The 16,136-nt window shown below is 40.1% G+C and carries 15 protein-coding genes; all 15 read right to left on the reverse strand.

Annotation, left to right across the window (positions count from 1 at the left end; translation table 11 throughout):
* Positions 1-2: 2 nt before the first annotated feature.
* The 15 genes from RHP56_RS05545 to RHP56_RS05615 all read right to left on the reverse strand — a co-directional run bounded on the left by RHP56_RS05545 (position 3) and on the right by RHP56_RS05615 (position 16,133).
* Positions 3-854 (reverse strand): prephenate dehydrogenase, encoded by an 852-nt coding sequence (locus RHP56_RS05545; RefSeq protein ID WP_011679897.1) that lies wholly within the window; start codon positions 852-854, stop codon positions 3-5.
* Positions 851-2,155: a 3-phosphoshikimate 1-carboxyvinyltransferase gene (gene aroA / locus RHP56_RS05550; RefSeq protein WP_025268140.1), complete on the reverse strand. Its 1,305-nt coding sequence runs from the start codon at positions 2,153-2,155 to the stop codon at positions 851-853. Before aroA ends, RHP56_RS05545 begins: the two co-directional genes overlap by 4 nt.
* 46 nt (positions 2,156-2,201) lie before the next feature.
* On the reverse strand, positions 2,202-3,380 hold the full coding sequence (gene aroC / locus RHP56_RS05555; RefSeq protein WP_102753374.1) for a chorismate synthase: 1,179 nt from the start codon (positions 3,378-3,380) through the stop codon (positions 2,202-2,204).
* A gap of 1 nt (position 3,381) precedes the next feature.
* Positions 3,382-4,446, reverse strand: coding sequence for a 3-dehydroquinate synthase (gene aroB, locus RHP56_RS05560; RefSeq protein ID WP_102753373.1), 1,065 nt, complete (start codon positions 4,444-4,446; stop codon positions 3,382-3,384).
* Complete coding sequence (gene aroF, locus RHP56_RS05565) at positions 4,443-5,435, reverse strand: 3-deoxy-7-phosphoheptulonate synthase (RefSeq protein ID WP_050895050.1); 993 nt, start codon at positions 5,433-5,435, stop codon at positions 4,443-4,445. Before aroF ends, aroB begins: the two co-directional genes overlap by 4 nt.
* A 4-nt stretch (positions 5,436-5,439) precedes the next feature.
* On the reverse strand, positions 5,440-6,264 hold the full coding sequence (aroE, locus tag RHP56_RS05570; RefSeq protein ID WP_042251643.1) for a shikimate dehydrogenase: 825 nt from the start codon (positions 6,262-6,264) through the stop codon (positions 5,440-5,442).
* Complete coding sequence (locus tag RHP56_RS05575) at positions 6,261-8,183, reverse strand: transketolase family protein (RefSeq protein WP_102753372.1); 1,923 nt, start codon at positions 8,181-8,183, stop codon at positions 6,261-6,263. The genes aroE and RHP56_RS05575 overlap by 4 nt, the downstream gene beginning before the upstream one ends.
* A 381-nt stretch (positions 8,184-8,564) precedes the next feature.
* Entirely contained in the window at positions 8,565-9,137 is a 573-nt protein-coding gene (locus RHP56_RS05580) for an anthranilate synthase component II (protein WP_011679904.1), read from the reverse strand.
* Entirely contained in the window at positions 9,134-10,498 is a 1,365-nt protein-coding gene (gene trpE / locus RHP56_RS05585) for an anthranilate synthase component I (RefSeq protein WP_011679905.1), read from the reverse strand. Before trpE ends, RHP56_RS05580 begins: the two co-directional genes overlap by 4 nt.
* Positions 10,485-11,261, reverse strand: coding sequence for a tryptophan synthase subunit alpha (gene trpA / locus RHP56_RS05590; protein WP_011679906.1), 777 nt, complete (start codon positions 11,259-11,261; stop codon positions 10,485-10,487). Before trpA ends, trpE begins: the two co-directional genes overlap by 14 nt.
* Positions 11,258-11,833, reverse strand: a complete 576-nt coding sequence (locus RHP56_RS05595) for a phosphoribosylanthranilate isomerase (RefSeq protein ID WP_050884354.1) — start codon at positions 11,831-11,833, stop codon at positions 11,258-11,260. The genes trpA and RHP56_RS05595 overlap by 4 nt, the downstream gene beginning before the upstream one ends.
* Positions 11,830-12,618 (reverse strand): indole-3-glycerol phosphate synthase TrpC, encoded by a 789-nt coding sequence (gene trpC, locus RHP56_RS05600; protein WP_102753699.1) that lies wholly within the window; start codon positions 12,616-12,618, stop codon positions 11,830-11,832. The genes RHP56_RS05595 and trpC overlap by 4 nt, the downstream gene beginning before the upstream one ends.
* Entirely contained in the window at positions 12,615-13,640 is a 1,026-nt protein-coding gene (gene trpD, locus RHP56_RS05605) for an anthranilate phosphoribosyltransferase (RefSeq protein WP_011679909.1), read from the reverse strand. The genes trpC and trpD overlap by 4 nt, the downstream gene beginning before the upstream one ends.
* Entirely contained in the window at positions 13,633-14,820 is a 1,188-nt protein-coding gene (trpB, locus tag RHP56_RS05610) for a tryptophan synthase subunit beta (RefSeq protein ID WP_084014819.1), read from the reverse strand. The genes trpD and trpB overlap by 8 nt, the downstream gene beginning before the upstream one ends.
* A 434-nt stretch (positions 14,821-15,254) precedes the next feature.
* Positions 15,255-16,133 (reverse strand): aldose 1-epimerase family protein, encoded by an 879-nt coding sequence (locus RHP56_RS05615; protein ID WP_011679911.1) that lies wholly within the window; start codon positions 16,131-16,133, stop codon positions 15,255-15,257.
* Positions 16,134-16,136 lie beyond the last annotated feature (3 nt).

Below are 16,136 nucleotides of genomic sequence, written 5' to 3' on the forward strand. Positions count from 1 at the left end.
TCTCACTTTAACAATAAATTTTTTCTTGACTCCTGTGCTGACGAAATTAAAGTCATCAAAGTTGATGCATCATTATCTTCAATTGCTTGAGAAAATAATTGTAATTGCTCGATTATCAAGGACTGACTAGTTAATATTGCTTCTTTGTTGCTTAACAATACATCAGTCCATAACTTTGGATCACTTTCCGCTATGCGTGTCATATCTTTGAAGCCACCAGCAACATACTGTCCAAATGTCGTTGAATCGCCCAGCTGGTTAGTGGCAGTATTCATTAATGCAAAAGACATAATATGCGGTATATCACTAATTACAGCCATCAGCTCATCGTGTTTCTTGACTGAAATTGGCATAAATTTAGCGGCAATCGGTTCAAGAATTTCCTGCAACCTACGAGCATTAGAAATTGAACTTGGAATTAAGAAATAAGGCACATCTTGATACAGTTTTTCATTTGCCCACTCAACACCGCTCCGATGAGTACCGGCCATAGCATGCCCACCAACGAAATGAATATTTTTTGGTGTCAAAACTGCTTCAGCCACATCCATAATATCTCGTTTTGTCGATCCTGTATCCGTAACAATTACCTCTTTTTTTAGAGATAGTTGAGATAATGAACGAATCATTTCTTCAATATAAGTTACTGGTGTGGCCAAGATAATAACATCAGCATGAGATGCAACATTTACTAAATTAGAAGCTGCCCCAAAAACAATACCATGATCTTTTGCATAGCTGAGCGACTTTTCATTAATATCAACACCTATTACTTGGTTTTTTGGCTCTTTGTTTAAAATTTTGGCTAACGATGCCCCCATTTCGCCAAGACCCACAACAACGATATTTTTCATAACCATTCTCTCTTAATTGAGGACACATCTTCTACAAATCCAGGATACGACACACTCATAGCTTCTTCACCGGTTAATACTACATCCCCTTCAGTAATGAGAGAAGCAATCACGTTCATCATACCAATGCGATGATCCCCATGTGAGTCAAGTAGTGTTGAGCCATTTGACGTGTGCAAGAGCGTTCCACCATGAATAACCATACCATCTGGCTTCTCATCAATATCAGCGCCCAATTTAGTTAGCTCACTAATGACTGTCGAAATTCTGTCAGTTTCTTTTACACGTAATTCCTCTGCACCACTTATAATCGTGTCTCCCACAGCTTGTGTAGCAGCTAGAGCAAGAATGGGCAGTTCATCAACTGCACCAGGAATATCCTCAGCAGTAATTGCAATACCGTGTAAAGTTTGTGCTTTGACCGTGATATCAGCCAACGGTTCTCCATCAGATGCAATCGGTTTCTGAGTAATTTCTGCACCCATCCGTTCAAGCAATTTAATCACACCATCACGCGTTGGATTGACACCGACCTTTTTAATGGTAATTTCCGAGTTTGGTGTAATTAAACCAGCCACCATGAAAAATGCAGCACTTGAGATATCCGATGGTACTAAAACATGCTGACCGCTTAGTTTTGACTGCTTTTTAACAGTAATTACACCGTTATCTGTTTTAATTTGCCCACCAAACTGACGGAGCATGCGCTCTGTATGATCTCTTGATGGTAGATCTTCGATAATCGTTGTTTCACCCTCAGCTTGTATGCCCGCTAGCAAAATAGCACTTTTGACCTGCGCTGATGCTACCGGCATATGATAAGTAATACCATTTAGTTCAGTATTGGCCTTAATTACAGCTGGTAAGAACTCGTCATTAGATAATTCAAATTGCGCATTCATCATTGACAACGGGTCGGCAACACGACGCAATGGTCGCTTGCTCAGTGATGAATCACCAAAAATATTCAGATCAAACGGTTGCTTACTTAGCAATCCCATGAGGAGACGAGTTGAAGTTCCTGAATTGCCCATATCTAATCCAGCAGATGGTGCCTTAAAATTTGTAAGGCCTTTACCAATAACTTTAGCTTGTGATTCTGTGTGGTCAATTTCCACACCAAGCGCACGAAAAACACCCATGGTATGCATCACATCATCTGACATCAAAAAATTATCAATGACAGTTTTCCCTTCAGCTATCGCACCAAACATCAATGCTCGATGTGATATTGATTTGTCGCCAGGAACTGTTATTTCTCCATGAAGGCCATTTTTTTCTGCTTTAGTGAGTTTAATCATCTCTTTTTATCCTTTGTTCATAATATGTACTATAGCCGAAGCTATATTAAAACTTTCTTATTTCTTCACGATACACTGCCACTTGTTCTTTCATCCGTTCAATGTTATCTGCATCAAATTTATCCAAAACAGCTTTAGCTAACTCAATTGCTACCATTGCCTCAGCAATTACAGCAGCGGCAGTAACTGCAGTTGTATCTGAGCGTTCTATCGATGCACGGTGGTCTTCGTGTGTATCAATGTCAACTGACTGCATAGGACGATACAAAGTAGGAATAGGCTTAACAACACCACGAACAACAATTGCTTCTCCTGTCGTCATACCACCTTCAAAACCACCGAGATTATCAGAACCACGATAAAAGCCACGTTCTTCGTCCCAAAAAATTTCATCCATGACTTGATCGCCATACTTTTCTGCGTTATCAAAACCACCACCAAATTGAACACCTTTGAAGGCATTGATGCCAACAATAGCGTTGGCAATTTTAGCGTCTAACTTTGTATCGGCAGATACATATGATCCCAATCCAACAGGCATACCTGTCGCAATAACTTGGACTTGGCCTCCTACAGTATTTGCATCACGCTTTGTTTTATCAATTACTTCTTTAATAGCTTCATCAGCTTCAGCATTTAGAGCACGTGTGTCGAAACCTTCTGTCACAACACGCAACTCTTGCAGGTTCTTATACTTAGTTAACTCATTTAGGTCGGACTTAGCAGGTCCAACATTCACAACGAAACCATGAACATCAACACCTATTTCGGAAAGTAATTTTTTGGCAACAGCACCAACTGCAACACGCATTGTCGTTTCACGAGCCGAAGATCTTTCCAAAACATTGCGTAAATCTTCACGGTGACGATACTTCATCCCACCAACCAAATCAGCATGTCCTGGACGCGGGCGCAACACCTTACGGAGCGTATTTTCTGCTGTTGCTGGCTCATTAGGGGCCATAACTTTCGACCAATTATTATGATCATCGTTGTGAACATTCAATGTAATTGGTGATCCAAGTGTTGTTTGGTGACGAACACCTGTCAAAAAGGTAACTGTATCAGTTTCGATTTTTTGACGTTCACCACGACCATAACCACGCTGACGTCGAGCTAATTGCTCATTAACATCTTCTTGACTGATGTGTAATCCGGCAGGAATACCTTCAATAACAGCAATTTCTTCAGGGCCATGGCTTTCACCAGCAGTAACATATCTCATATTAATTCTCCACAAATGCCGGCATGTCGGCGATTTTTTTCTTTACAATAATTGGCTGACCTAATTTTTCAAGAGCCACTAAATTCAAAACACCATCATGATTTTTTTTATCATTGATCAAGTGGTTAAAGAAGTCAGTTGTCCCGATAAAATGCGAATGTGTTGGTAAACCAACAGCTTCCAATCGACTTAATAATTCAGTAGTTAGCCCTCTAGGCATTATACCATGTCGTTCAAATCGACTGCTAATAGCAATCATACCAATCGCCACAGCTTCACCATGACGTAATTCACCATGAGCTAATAGTTCAATCGCGTGACCAAAAGTATGCCCAAAATTCAGAAACTGGCGGTCTCCAGCTTCTTTTTCATCAGCCATCACTACACTAGCCTTATAAGCAATCGCGCGTTTTGACAATTCTTGCGCATGATGACGTATATCTGCTACCGATTTGATTTGACCAGTAAAATCAAAAAAGTCTTGATTAGCCAATGCTGATGTTTTAACAACTTCCGCATATCCTTCAACTAAATCACGGTCCGTCAGTGTATTCAAATAAGTAACATCAACTAAATCTAAATCCGGCTGATAAAAAGAGCCAGCAATATTTTTTGTATTACCAAGATTCACGGCTGTCTTACCACCAACCGACGAATCAACTTGAGCTGTTAATGACGTCGCAATTTGAATAAAAGCAATTCCGCGCATGTACAAAGAGGCGACTACTCCACCTAAATCACCAATAACGCCACCACCTAATGCAATAACACCATCGCCACGCGTAAATCCAGCAGCTGCCATTTTAGCAATCAATTCACCGGCCACTGACAAAGATTTTGATGACTCTCCAGCGGGAACTTCTAACTCGAGTATATCAAATCCTACTTCACGTAATTGCTTTGCTGTATCCTTTAAATACAATGGCCCAACGTTGCTATCTGTTAATAGTGCAATCTTTCGCGCAGACCACACAGCCGATATTTCTTGGCCAAGACGTGTGTGTAAAGTGTTATCAATTTTCACATCATACTTTTTTGTCGCTAAATCAACTGTAATTGTGCTCATTTAATGGCCTCGCGCACCTTGTTTGCCTTCTCTGTCAATTGTTTGAATTGTGCTGGTGTCAATGCTTGGGCACCATCAACAAATGCATGTGACGGATTATCATGTATTTCGGTCATCAAACCCTGTGCACCAGCAGCAATTGCAGCTAAAGCAAGCGGTTCAACAAACTTTGAAACACCAGCCGCATGTGAAGCATCCGCAACAACAGGATAGTGAGTTAGCGATTGTAAAACAGGAATGGCTGATACATCAAGCGTATTACGCGTGTACTTATTATCATAAGTACGAATACCACGTTCCATCAAAATAATCTGATCATTCCCACCAGCAGCAATGTATTCAGCAGCATTAAGCAAATCATCGATGGTTGCTGACATACCACGTTTCAAAACCACGGGCTTGTTCTTCTTTCCCAGGGCCTTGAGCAAAGCAAAGTTTTGCATATTACGCGTACCGACTTGGAAAATATCTGTGTAAGAATCAACTAAATCAACATCTCGTGTATCTAAGATTTCGGTTACCATATCCATTCCCAACGCATCTGCTGCTGCGCGATGGGCTTTTAAACCTTCTTCGCCATTACCTTGAAATGAATATGGGGATGTACGTGGCTTGAAAGCCCCGCCGCGCAAGATAGTTGCGCCCGCCTGCTTAACATCTTCACCCATTTCTTTAACATGTTCGGGAGATTCGATTGAATCAGGGCCAGCCATGAAGACGAAGTTACCACCACCAATGACACTATGTTTAGTTGTAATAATTGTATCCTCTGGGTGGAAGTCACGTGATGACTTGATGGCTGAATGATGGTTTGTGATTATTTCAACAACGTCTTGTGATATATTTTTCAATATATCTTCAGGTAACTTTTTTTCGCCGGCTAACGCAACTCTATTACTGTGAACAAACACTGGTTTAATAGGGTCTTTGGTATCTAATTGCGCTGCAATTTTTTCTGCATCTTGACTTGTCTTTGCGATAATAATCATTGTTTTATTCCTCAATTGCTTTCTTCATAAGATTTCTGTCAGCTGGCCTGTCGAACCAATATTCAAAGCTTAGCGCTCCTTGATTGACTAACATCGGCAAACCATTTAATGTTGCTAATCCACGTTGGTTAGCAGATTTCAATAATGTAGTTTGTTGATTACGATAAATCATGTCCACCACCAAGGCGTGCTGTGGTAGTAATGCTATTTGCAAATCCGTTAATAGCGTCCGCAAATCATTCATCCCAACGGTGGTGGCATTGATAAGCATATCAGCACGCTTTAATGCTTTGGTGAGCATCTGATTATCTGCTAAATCCTCTAGATGCCCATTCCCCTCACTAAGATAGCTAATCTCTGCTTTTCGCTCATGCCAATCTTCATGAACTCTATTAAACACAATTAATTCCCTCACGCCATACAGTTTCGCAGTGGCAATCACTGATCTAGCTGCTCCGCCAGTACCCAGTACAATAACCATTTCTTTGGGTTGGCGAGAATTAATACTTTGCCAGAACCCGTCTCCATCTGTGTTAGTGCCAATCAGACGCCCTTTAACACTTTTAACCGTATTCACCGCATGAAGCCGCTGAGATATTGGCGATAGCTCATCCAAATATTGAATAATTTCATTTTTAAACGGTGTTGAAACATTGAATCCGCCTACGTGTAAGGCTTTTAGTCCAACGATGGCCTCTTCAAGTTTTTCTGGTAAAATGTCGAAAGCGTGATAGTGTGCATCAATACCATATTCAGCTATCATCATGTTTTGCATTTGCGGCGAACGTGAATGTCCGGCCGGATGCGCGATTAATCCATATAAAGTCATTGTAACTCCTGTGTGATTTTATCGACGATATCTTCAGCATTAAATCCAAATTCGTCAAGAGCTATTTGTGCTGCCGCACTCATACCAAATTCATCAATACCAAATATTACGCCATCATTGCCAGCAATTCCTTGCCAACCCAATGTTGTTCCTGCCTCTATTATCACATTTTTTGTGCCCGTTTCGGGAATAATTTGTTGCTTTTTATCATCATCTAGCGCTAAGAATCGCGACAGATTTGGCATGGAAATAACGTTTGAAGGTAGTGACAGTAATTCACTCACCTTCTGTGCTATTTGGACTTCGGATCCAGTAGCAATCAAGTTAATTTTAGCCTCATCATGATGTCTTATTTGTGCCGCGCCATTTTCAAGTGATTGTTTTGCTTGGTCTGTGCTTCCTTGAGCACCAATTTCGCCACGACTTAAAATTAAGATTGTTGGTCGATCAGTTGACGTCAACGCTTGCTGCCAAGCGCTGGCTATCTCTTCGGCTGTCCCTGGACGCAATACATCAACACCCGGAATCAGACGAAGCCCCATCAGTTGTTCAACCGGTTGATGTGTTGGTCCATCTTCGCCAACCGTAATACTGTCATGCGTAAAAACATAAATACTCGGCACATGCTGCAAGGCACTCAAACGAATAGCTGCCTTCATATAATCCGAAAAAGCCAAGAATGTCGCGCCAAATACTTTTGTACCACCGTGTAAAGCTATCCCATTCATTACAGCGCCCATGCCAAACTCACGCACACCAAACGCAATATTTCTACCCGATCGATCATCGGCGTTGAACAATGGTGAAGCCACCACTTCAGCATTAGTAGATGCTACCAAGTCAGCTGATCCACCCCATAATTGTGGTAATTGTGTCGCAAAGTTTTGCAACACATATTTAGATATTTTTCGGCCTGCTTGTACTTTCAAATCAGTCGGTAACTCGGGGATGGTCACCGTGTTTTTAGTTGAGAATTGCAGATAATCGGTTAATTCGTCATTCAAAGGTTGTTTTTGATGCAAAAGTCTATTCGAAATTTTAGCACGCATGTCTTCAAGCAAATTACTTGGTAATTCAAAATTTTGTATATCAACATCAAGCGCTGATGAAAGATCTTGCAATTGTTGACTATCTAGTGGTGTGCCGTGAGCCTTGTTAGTGCCAGCGAACGGTCCAAAATCACCAATAATTGTTTTCACAGCAATCAACGTGGGCTCAGGAGACATTTTAGCATTTTCAATTGCATCGTGAATGTCTTCTAAATCATTACCATCTGCCACCTCACGTATATCCCAACCATAACTGGCAAAGCGCGCTAGATTATTTGATATATCTGACCTTTTCTTCAAACCATCAAGACTGACAGCATTATCATCATAAAGAACAACCAACTTACCGAGCTTTTGTTGACCAGCGAGTGACGCTACTTCATGGCTCACCCCCTCCATTAAATCCCCATCACCAACTAGCGCAAATGTAAAGTGGTCAATCACTGAGGGAAATTGGTTATTGAGCTTTGCTTCAGCCATTGCCATACCAACAGCCATACCCAATCCTTGCCCAAGTGGTCCAGTTGTTGCTTCAACACCAGGTGTCACACCAACTTCTGGATGTCCAGGCGTTTTTGAGTGTGGTTGCCGAAATTCTGATAAATCTTGGGCTGACAGGTCAAAGCCAGCTGCATGTAAAGTTGCATACAGTAATGCGGCACCGTGGCCCGCAGACAAAATGAAACGATCGCGATTAATCATATTAGGATTCTCGGGATCAACATTAAGTTGATTTGCATACAACTCATACAAAATTGGTGCAGCACCCAAAGCAATGCCAGGGTGCCCAGAACCAGCTTTGCTAATCATTTGGTTAGACAGCAACCTCAACGACTGAATTGTTTCTGTTGACAATGATGATGTTTTCATGAGATTCTCCTTAAATAAAAATCGTACTAAGTGAGTAAACACCTAGTACGATTTAACAGAAAATTACACTCCTGAAAACATAAAAGCCACTAGGTGTTTAATATCAACACTTAGTGACTCAACCTTGAAAAACTTCTGGTCGCTAAGTGCGTCGTAACCGACGCACTTATAATGCGACGGCTCTACATAAACCAGAAGTAGTAATAACTATTATTTTTCAAGACTTTGCTGTTCATAATTTTTCTCATTCTTATTTGATGTAATTAACTATACATTCATTTATTATAAATGTCAACAGTTTATTAAAATAAACTTCATTACATCATTAATTCCTCATGAAAAAAGCTTTTATTCTTGCACTAGATTTCATTATTATAGTTTTTATTTTACGTTTGCAGTTAGCGCTATAAATTTTTCAATCATTTTTGATCCTGTCGGCGTTCCAATAGATTCAGGATGAAATTGAAAGCCGAACACTGGTAAAGTTTTATGTTGCATAGCCATTATTTCATCGTCATCTTGTGCGATGCCAACCACTTTGAAATCTTTTGGAAAATTTTTTTTATCAAGAATGAGAGAATGATAGCGCATAATTTTGACTAATCCTGTGCTTAGTAACGGCGATGTGTCTGCTACCAGCATATCAGAAACCTTACCATGACGAATAACAGCTGCCCGTTTAACACGCCCACCAAAAACTTCACCAATGGCTTGGTGCCCTAAACAGATGCCCAACATCGGCTTGCTGTTGGCATAGTGTCGAATCATGTTTTCCATTTCTCCTGCTTGCTCAGGTTTTCCTGGGCCAGGCGAAAAAATAATCCCGTCAGCTTTATCAGCAGTCGCATAGAGTTTCTGATCATCGTTTCTTAAAACCACTAAATCAGTCTTTGTACCTACAATTTGTGCTAGATTATAAGTAAAAGAATCATAATTATCCACGATTAAAATCATACATCCCCTCCAACTCGCAACAACGCTTTAGCCTTGTTAAGTGTTTCTTGGTATTCATTTTCTGCTATAGAATCATAGACAATACCAGCACCCGCTTGCACATATCCTTTGTTACTTTTAACAACCATCGTTCGAATCGCAATGGCAAAATCCATCTGATTATCGCGAGATAAATAACCAATTGCACCGGCATAAACACCTCTTTTAACTGGTTCCATTTCGTAAATACGTTGCAGAGCACGAACCTTGGGTGCCCCAGAAACAGTTCCAGCTGGTAATGTAGCTTTCAAAGCTTCAATAGCAGGTGTGTGTGCCCTTAATTTTCCACTGACTTCAGAAACCAAATGCATAATATAACGGTATTTTTGAATTTCCAGCAAAGTTGTTACCTTGACACTGCCATATTCAGAAACTTTCCCAAGATCATTCCGTCCAAGATCGACTAACATACGGTGTTCTGCTAGTTCTTTTTCATTTGTTTTCAACTCTTTAGCAATGGCAACGTCTTCTGTTAATGTTTGCCCCCGTTTACGCGTTCCCGCAATTGGATTAGTAGTTACTGTTTCTCCTCTTACTGTCACCAAGCTTTCCGGGGATGAACCAATAATTTGATAATCACCGTAGTCCATATAGTACATATACGGCGAAGGATTTGTACGACGAAGTTGCCGATAAAAATCAAACGGTTTATCCTCAAATTCAAAACTAAAACGTTGCGACGGAACCATTTGAAACATATCGCCTTCTTGAATTAATTCCTTCGTATGATTAACGATTTTTTTAAATTGCTCGGGCGTCACATTTGATTTTGGATTTAATTCATGTAGTTTTACCGGAACAAGTTCATCAGCCACAGGTAATTTCAACTTATTTTCGATTGCAAGAACAACGTGTTCTAAGTTCTGACGTCCCGAATAAACATTATCCACGACAATTTTTATTTTTTCTTGACGATGGTCGAAAATAACAAAAGTTTCATACAAAAATAAATGGCTGTCGGGCATATCCAACTCATCTTTAGGTTGGTTTTCTAGTTTTTCATAGCAAGCAACCGTATCAAACCCTACATATCCAATGGCACCTCCTTGAAAAGGCAACTCCTCCACGGGCTGTTCTTGCACAACTACTAAATTCTGCAATGCCAGCAGGGGATCTTTGCTTTCACTAGTTTGGCCATCAACCGTCACCAACATACCGTTGGTCTTAAACTCATGGACAGGATCAAGTGCGATAATTGAATAACGTGACTTTTCACTATCTGTAGGTACTGATTCTAATAAAAAACTATGTTCTCCGCGCAACCGAAAATAAGCACTGATTACTGTTAAAGTATCCGCGTCAATTGTCTTAATTTGTCGCATGACGCGCTCCTTTCATGTTTTTAATAAAATCTGTCAAATAAGATGTAGCATCCTCTGGGTGGTCTTCGATAATTTTGACAAGTGCTGAGCCAACAATAATCGCATCAGCAGATTCAAATTGTTTTGCTTGATCATATGTCGTGATGCCAAAACCAACTGCAACTGGCAAATCTGTTAACCGCTTAATCTTAGTAACGATTTCATCAGCTTCGTTTGACAATTTACTTCTAGAGCCTGTTATTCCTAAGGAACTTACTACATATATAAATCCAGAAGCACGTTCTACAATTTTCGGCAAACGATTTCCGGATTGTAATGTTACGAGTTGAATAAAGTCGCGACCATACTGGTGGACAAGTTCCAAAAATTCATCTTGTTCTTCCATAGGCATGTCGGGCATAATAACACCCTGAATATCCAACGACTGCATTTTGCTGAGAAATTTTTCGTACCCATATTTAAATACTGGATTTGTATACGTTAGAAAAACTAAAGGCACATCCGTGTGTTTGCGAACTTCAGCAACTAAATTAAATACATCAGCTGTTGTTGAACCGTTTTCGAGAACCTCTTGATCAGCATTCATGATAGTGGGACCGTCAGCACTTGGATCACTAAAAGCAATGCCAATCTCAATAAGATCTGCACCAGCCTCAGCCATATCAACAATATATTTTGCACTCTTTTCAAAATCCGGATACCCAGCTACCGCGAAACCAATAAAAGCATTTTTATTTTCTAATGCCTGTGAAATTCTAGTCATTTATTACTCCTTGCTATGCGAACCACTTCGCGCATCTTTTCTAAGTTTTTTATACCATTACATTCTGTTCCTGAACTAATATCAACAACCTTTGGTTTCAATAAAGAGATTGCCTGTTGTAAATTATCGGGGGTCAGCCCTCCTGCCAAGAAATCCAATGACTCTAGTGGCTGAAATTTTTTCCAATCAAATGTTTTGCCAGAGCCTGCTCCTGCATCAATCATTCGGCGCGTAGCTTGTGTTTTATACTGATGGTCGGGCTTCATCACATTAATAACTGGTAGTCCTGCTTGTTGTATTTTGCTAATTTCCTGTTCAGTCTCATTACCATGTAATTGAACCATTTGAACAATCTCTCTATACTTCAAAATTTCATCTGCATCTTGATTTAAGAAAACACCAACTAATGGAATCTTTTCATCCAATTGCGAACGCATTTTTTGAGCAAGGGAAAGAGACACCGAGCGTCGTTTGTGAGGAACCAAGATAATACCAGCTAAATCAGGTCGAACATCATTCAAGTAATCTATATCTTGTAAACGAAAATTTCCACATAACTTAATTAGCGTCATTTTTCGCCCCTTAACTGTTGTATGGCCGCTAGTTTATCTGCAGCCTTCATGAACGTCTCACCAACTAAAATACCGTCCACGCCAATCTGTTCAAGAGTAACAACATCTGAGCGATCTTTTATACCAGATTCTGAAATAAATAAAATTTCTGGTGGAACTAATTGTCGTAAACGCTTGGTGTTATCAAAATCGACCGTGAAGTCCTTTAAATTGCGATTGTTCACACCAATAATTCGTGCATTTGCCTTCACTGCTCGGAGAATCTCTTCTTCATTGTGCGCTTCCACAATTACTGACAATCCTAATTCGTTTGCTAAAGATAGGTATTCTTTTAATTGTTCGTCCGTTAAAATAGCAACGATTAATAAAATGATTTGTGATCCAGCTACTTTAGCCTCATAAATCATGTATGGATCAATTGTAAAATCTTTGCGTAATACAGGAGTAGCAGAATCTGCTGTAACTGTTTTTAAAATATCAAGAGATCCCTTGAAATAATTCTCTTCTGTCAAAACGCTTATCGCATCGACACCTGCCACCTCATAGTCTTTCGCAATCCCTTGATAATCAAACTCTGATGAAGGTACAATTTGCCCTTTCGATGGGGATGCTTGTTTAATTTCGGCAACAACTGATATTTTTTGTTGAGCTAGACTTTTTTCGAAAGGAAATTCTCTTGAAACTGTGATGTGTGCTGCTTCTTTTTGTAAGTCATGCAGCGATTTTTGAGCTTGACGCGCCAACATATTTTGACTTGTTGCTGCTACTAAATCATCTAATATCATGCCGTCACCGCCCTAGAAGATGATCGCAACGCCCCTAGTTGACCTAATGCCGTTCCATTAATCAAGGTTTCTCTAGCTAGCTGAATGGCAGCATCAATGGACTGCGCTTTTTTTGCAATAAACAATGCTAGCGCAGCATTTAAAATTGCAGTATCTGCCATAGGACCAGTGATTTTCCCTGCTAAAATATGCTCTGTTATTTTAGCATTTTCAATTGGTGTACCCCCTTGTAAGGATTCAATAGAAACATAGTCAAATCCATAATCTTGTGGGTCGAAAGTGGCCTCTCTAATATGACCATTCGATAATATGGCCAAATCAGTTTTAGTTGTTAATGTCACCTCATCTAAACCATCTTGTCCATGAACCAATATAGCTTCTTGAACACCTAATTCTGACAATACATTTGCTAGTGGTACTAGTAACTCTTTTGTGTAAACCCCCACCAACATTGTACGTGGACGTGTTGGATTCGTTAATGGCCCAAGGATATTAAAAATAGTACGAAATCCCAGGCTTTTACGAATTGATCCAACATACTTCATTGCCGGATGAAACGAGCGTGCAAATAAAAATGTTTGCCCAGCATTCGCTAAAACATCAGTCGCTTGTTCTGGTGTTAAATCAATGGTAACCCCAAGTGCTTCCAATGCATCTGCCGTACCTGATTTAGAACTAGCAGCACGATTCCCATGCTTGACGACAGGCACCCCCGCTCCAGCTACAATGAAACTAGCCGTTGTCGAAATGTTGAATGTACCGGACAAATCACCACCAGTTCCGACAATGTCCATTGCCTCAAATTCTGATGGAATTGTCTTTGCATGATCAATCATGGCCCGAGCCGAGCCAACTATTTCCGAAACAGCTTCTTTTTTTGCGGCTAATCCCATTAAGTAAGCTGCAATTTCAGGGTCAGACACTTTGCCGTCCATAATATCGTTCATTACTTTCTGAGCCATATCATCTGTCAAATTTTTTTGCACGAGCAAGGTTTTAAGTGCTTCTTGAATATTACTCATGAATATCAACTCCTTTATAACGGGCTATCGCAGCAACGTCTTTGTCACCTCGACCACTCAAATTAACCATTATTTGTTGATCTTTTCTCATTTTTGGTGCTAATTTCATTGCATAAGCTACTGCGTGTGCGCTTTCAATTGCAGCAATTACACCCTCTGTTTTTGCAATGTATTCAAATGCATCAACTGCTTCATCATCTGTAATCGGTACATAAGTTGCTCGGTGAATATCCTTTAGATAAACATGCTCCGGTCCGATGCCAGGATAGTCCAATCCTGCAGAAATACTGTAAACAGGATCAATTTGCCCATCAGCTGATTGTAAAAATTGGGATTTCATACCATGAAAAACACCTTTTGAACCTAGTGCCATGGTTGCAGCTGTTTGATCAGTTTTTACGCCTTTTCCAGCGGCTTCAACGCCAATCAACTCCACTTCTGCGTCATCAATGAACTTAGCGAAAGCACCAATTGCATTCGATCCACCACCAACGGCAGCAATTACAGCGTCTGGCAGTTTTTCAGTCATTTCTAAGAATTGCCTTCTGGCTTCCTCACTTATAACCGATTGGAAATATTTAACCATTTCTGGGAAGGGATATGGACCAACCGCTGAACCAAGTACATAGAAAGTATCATCAATTCTTTTTGTCCAGTCTTGAAATGTTGCGTTCACTGCATCTTTTAAGACTTGTGTTCCTGTTGTCACCGCATGAACTTTGGCCCCTAGTAGCTCCATGCGATAAACATTCAACGCCTGTCGTTCTGTATCCTCCTTGCCCATAAAAATTTCTGCTTCCATACCAAACAATGCCGCAGCCGTAGCTGTTGCCACGCCATGTTGTCCGGCACCTGTTTCAGCAATTAAACGTGTTTTACCCATTTTTTTGGCAATTAATGCTTGCCCTAAAACATTGTTAATTTTATGAGCACCAGTGTGATTTAAATCTTCTCTCTTTAGATAAATTTGCGCACCACCTAAGTCTTCAGACATATTTTTTGCATAATATAACATAGATGGTCGGTTCGCGTAATTGTCGAATAAATCTTTCAATTCACTTTTAAAAGCTGGATCCTCTTTATATTTATTGAATGCCTCTGTGACTTCATTAATTGCTGGCATTAGCAATTCTGGAACAAATTGTCCCCCATATTCTCCGTAATAACCTTTTCTTGTCATCTTATTCCTCTTTCTTTAAGCAAACAAAAACCGTCCTGAAAAATTTGCTTTTGCAAAAATTTCAGGACGGTTTTCCCGCGGTGCCACCTGATTTCGTTTAAATCAAATGGTACCCAAAAAGCCCACTCGAGTTAAAACGCGTCTCAACAGTTATCTAACAATAACCTGATCACTTACGTGGATCTTACGTTTGGCAGTACTTGAGATTGCTCTCGTTCAACCAACCCTCAACGGTCCATTTGCCATGTTGCGTTCGGCCCTACTTCCAGTAACAAGGGCTCCCTTTACGTGCACACATGGTTTGATCTCCGTCTCATCAGTTTATGACGTTTTTAAATTACTATCAGTTTAAGACATTATGATAGATAATGCAACCTTTTAACCTAAATTCTAATAAAAAAGGCATCAATACTAATGTATCAATGCTTTTTTTATTAGAAGAACTGTAGACTATAGGTGCCATTAAACGTGTCGCCGGCAGCTAAAACATTTGAACCAAATTTCTCTTTAAAGTTACCTGTTGCATCTACCGTGTCAGCCAACCCCCACCATGGTTCAAGCGCAATAAATGGTGCTTGTTTACCAGCAGGTGTCCAAACGCCGATAAATTGCGCATTGTCTAACGTCATACGCAATCCATGTTGATTAGCCAAACGAGCCAACAAAAATGACGTCTTTTGTCGATTGAGTTTCAAAATAATAGCATCATCATGATAGTCTTCTTGACGCAGACGTAGTGGAATACTAGCATTAAAAGGCGTGGGATGGTTTGGATTGGAATATGGTCCAACTAAACGTACACGATCATATATTTTTTCAGGCTCAATTGACAGATAGTAGTCCGAAAACTTTCCTCCATCAAGTGGCAAATTAAAGGCCGGATGTCCACCCACACTAAAGAATAGGGTTTCTTCTTTATCGGGATTATGTACGATATAAGCAATATGTAGTGTGTCATCCTCTGTTAATTCATAACTGATATCTAATTGAAACTTAAAAGGATATACACGATGCGTCGACTCAGAGTCAACAATACGAAAAACAGCCTTATTTTCACTTTGTTCAACAACATCAAATAACATATTACGTGCAAAACCATGTTGGTTCATGTAATACGTCTCACCCGCAACTCTAAATTGATCGCCACGTAATCGGCCCACAATAGGGAACAGATTTGAAGCATGTCGTCCCCAATATTTAGGGTCTGCAGTCCATATATATTCTAATTCAGCATTTTTATGCCAGACACTTGTTAATTCGGCGCCTTCTGGATTAATTTTCACAATGAGGTGTTTATTTTCTAGCGTTATCATAAC

It is taken from the genome of Leuconostoc sp. C5 (genome assembly GCF_056530425.1).

What these genes read in the sequence shown, in the direction of transcription:
- aroE (WP_042251643.1), bottom strand. Translation starts at nt 6,264, where the DNA reads ATGACTTTATATGGATTAATCGCGCATCCGGCCGGACATTCACGTTCG.
- RHP56_RS05545 (WP_011679897.1), bottom strand. Translation starts at nt 854, where the DNA reads ATGAAAAATATCGTTGTTGTGGGTCTTGGCGAAATGGGGGCATCGTTA.
- RHP56_RS05580 (WP_011679904.1), bottom strand. Translation starts at nt 9,137, where the DNA reads ATGATTTTAATCGTGGATAATTATGATTCTTTTACTTATAATCTAGCA.
- trpB (WP_084014819.1), bottom strand. Translation starts at nt 14,820, where the DNA reads ATGACAAGAAAAGGTTATTACGGAGAATATGGGGGACAATTTGTTCCA.
- aroF (WP_050895050.1), bottom strand. Translation starts at nt 5,435, where the DNA reads ATGATTATTATCGCAAAGACAAGTCAAGATGCAGAAAAAATTGCAGCG.
- RHP56_RS05615 (WP_011679911.1), bottom strand. Translation starts at nt 16,133, where the DNA reads ATGATAACGCTAGAAAATAAACACCTCATTGTGAAAATTAATCCAGAA.
- trpE (WP_011679905.1), bottom strand. Translation starts at nt 10,498, where the DNA reads ATGCGACAAATTAAGACAATTGACGCGGATACTTTAACAGTAATCAGT.
- trpC (WP_102753699.1), bottom strand. Translation starts at nt 12,618, where the DNA reads ATGATATTAGATGATTTAGTAGCAGCAACAAGTCAAAATATGTTGGCG.
- RHP56_RS05575 (WP_102753372.1), bottom strand. Translation starts at nt 8,183, where the DNA reads ATGAAAACATCATCATTGTCAACAGAAACAATTCAGTCGTTGAGGTTG.
- trpA (WP_011679906.1), bottom strand. Translation starts at nt 11,261, where the DNA reads ATGACTAGAATTTCACAGGCATTAGAAAATAAAAATGCTTTTATTGGT.
- aroB (WP_102753373.1), bottom strand. Translation starts at nt 4,446, where the DNA reads ATGAGCACAATTACAGTTGATTTAGCGACAAAAAAGTATGATGTGAAA.
- aroA (WP_025268140.1), bottom strand. Translation starts at nt 2,155, where the DNA reads ATGATTAAACTCACTAAAGCAGAAAAAAATGGCCTTCATGGAGAAATA.
- RHP56_RS05595 (WP_050884354.1), bottom strand. Translation starts at nt 11,833, where the DNA reads ATGACGCTAATTAAGTTATGTGGAAATTTTCGTTTACAAGATATAGAT.
- aroC (WP_102753374.1), bottom strand. Translation starts at nt 3,380, where the DNA reads ATGAGATATGTTACTGCTGGTGAAAGCCATGGCCCTGAAGAAATTGCT.
- trpD (WP_011679909.1), bottom strand. Translation starts at nt 13,640, where the DNA reads ATGAGTAATATTCAAGAAGCACTTAAAACCTTGCTCGTGCAAAAAAAT.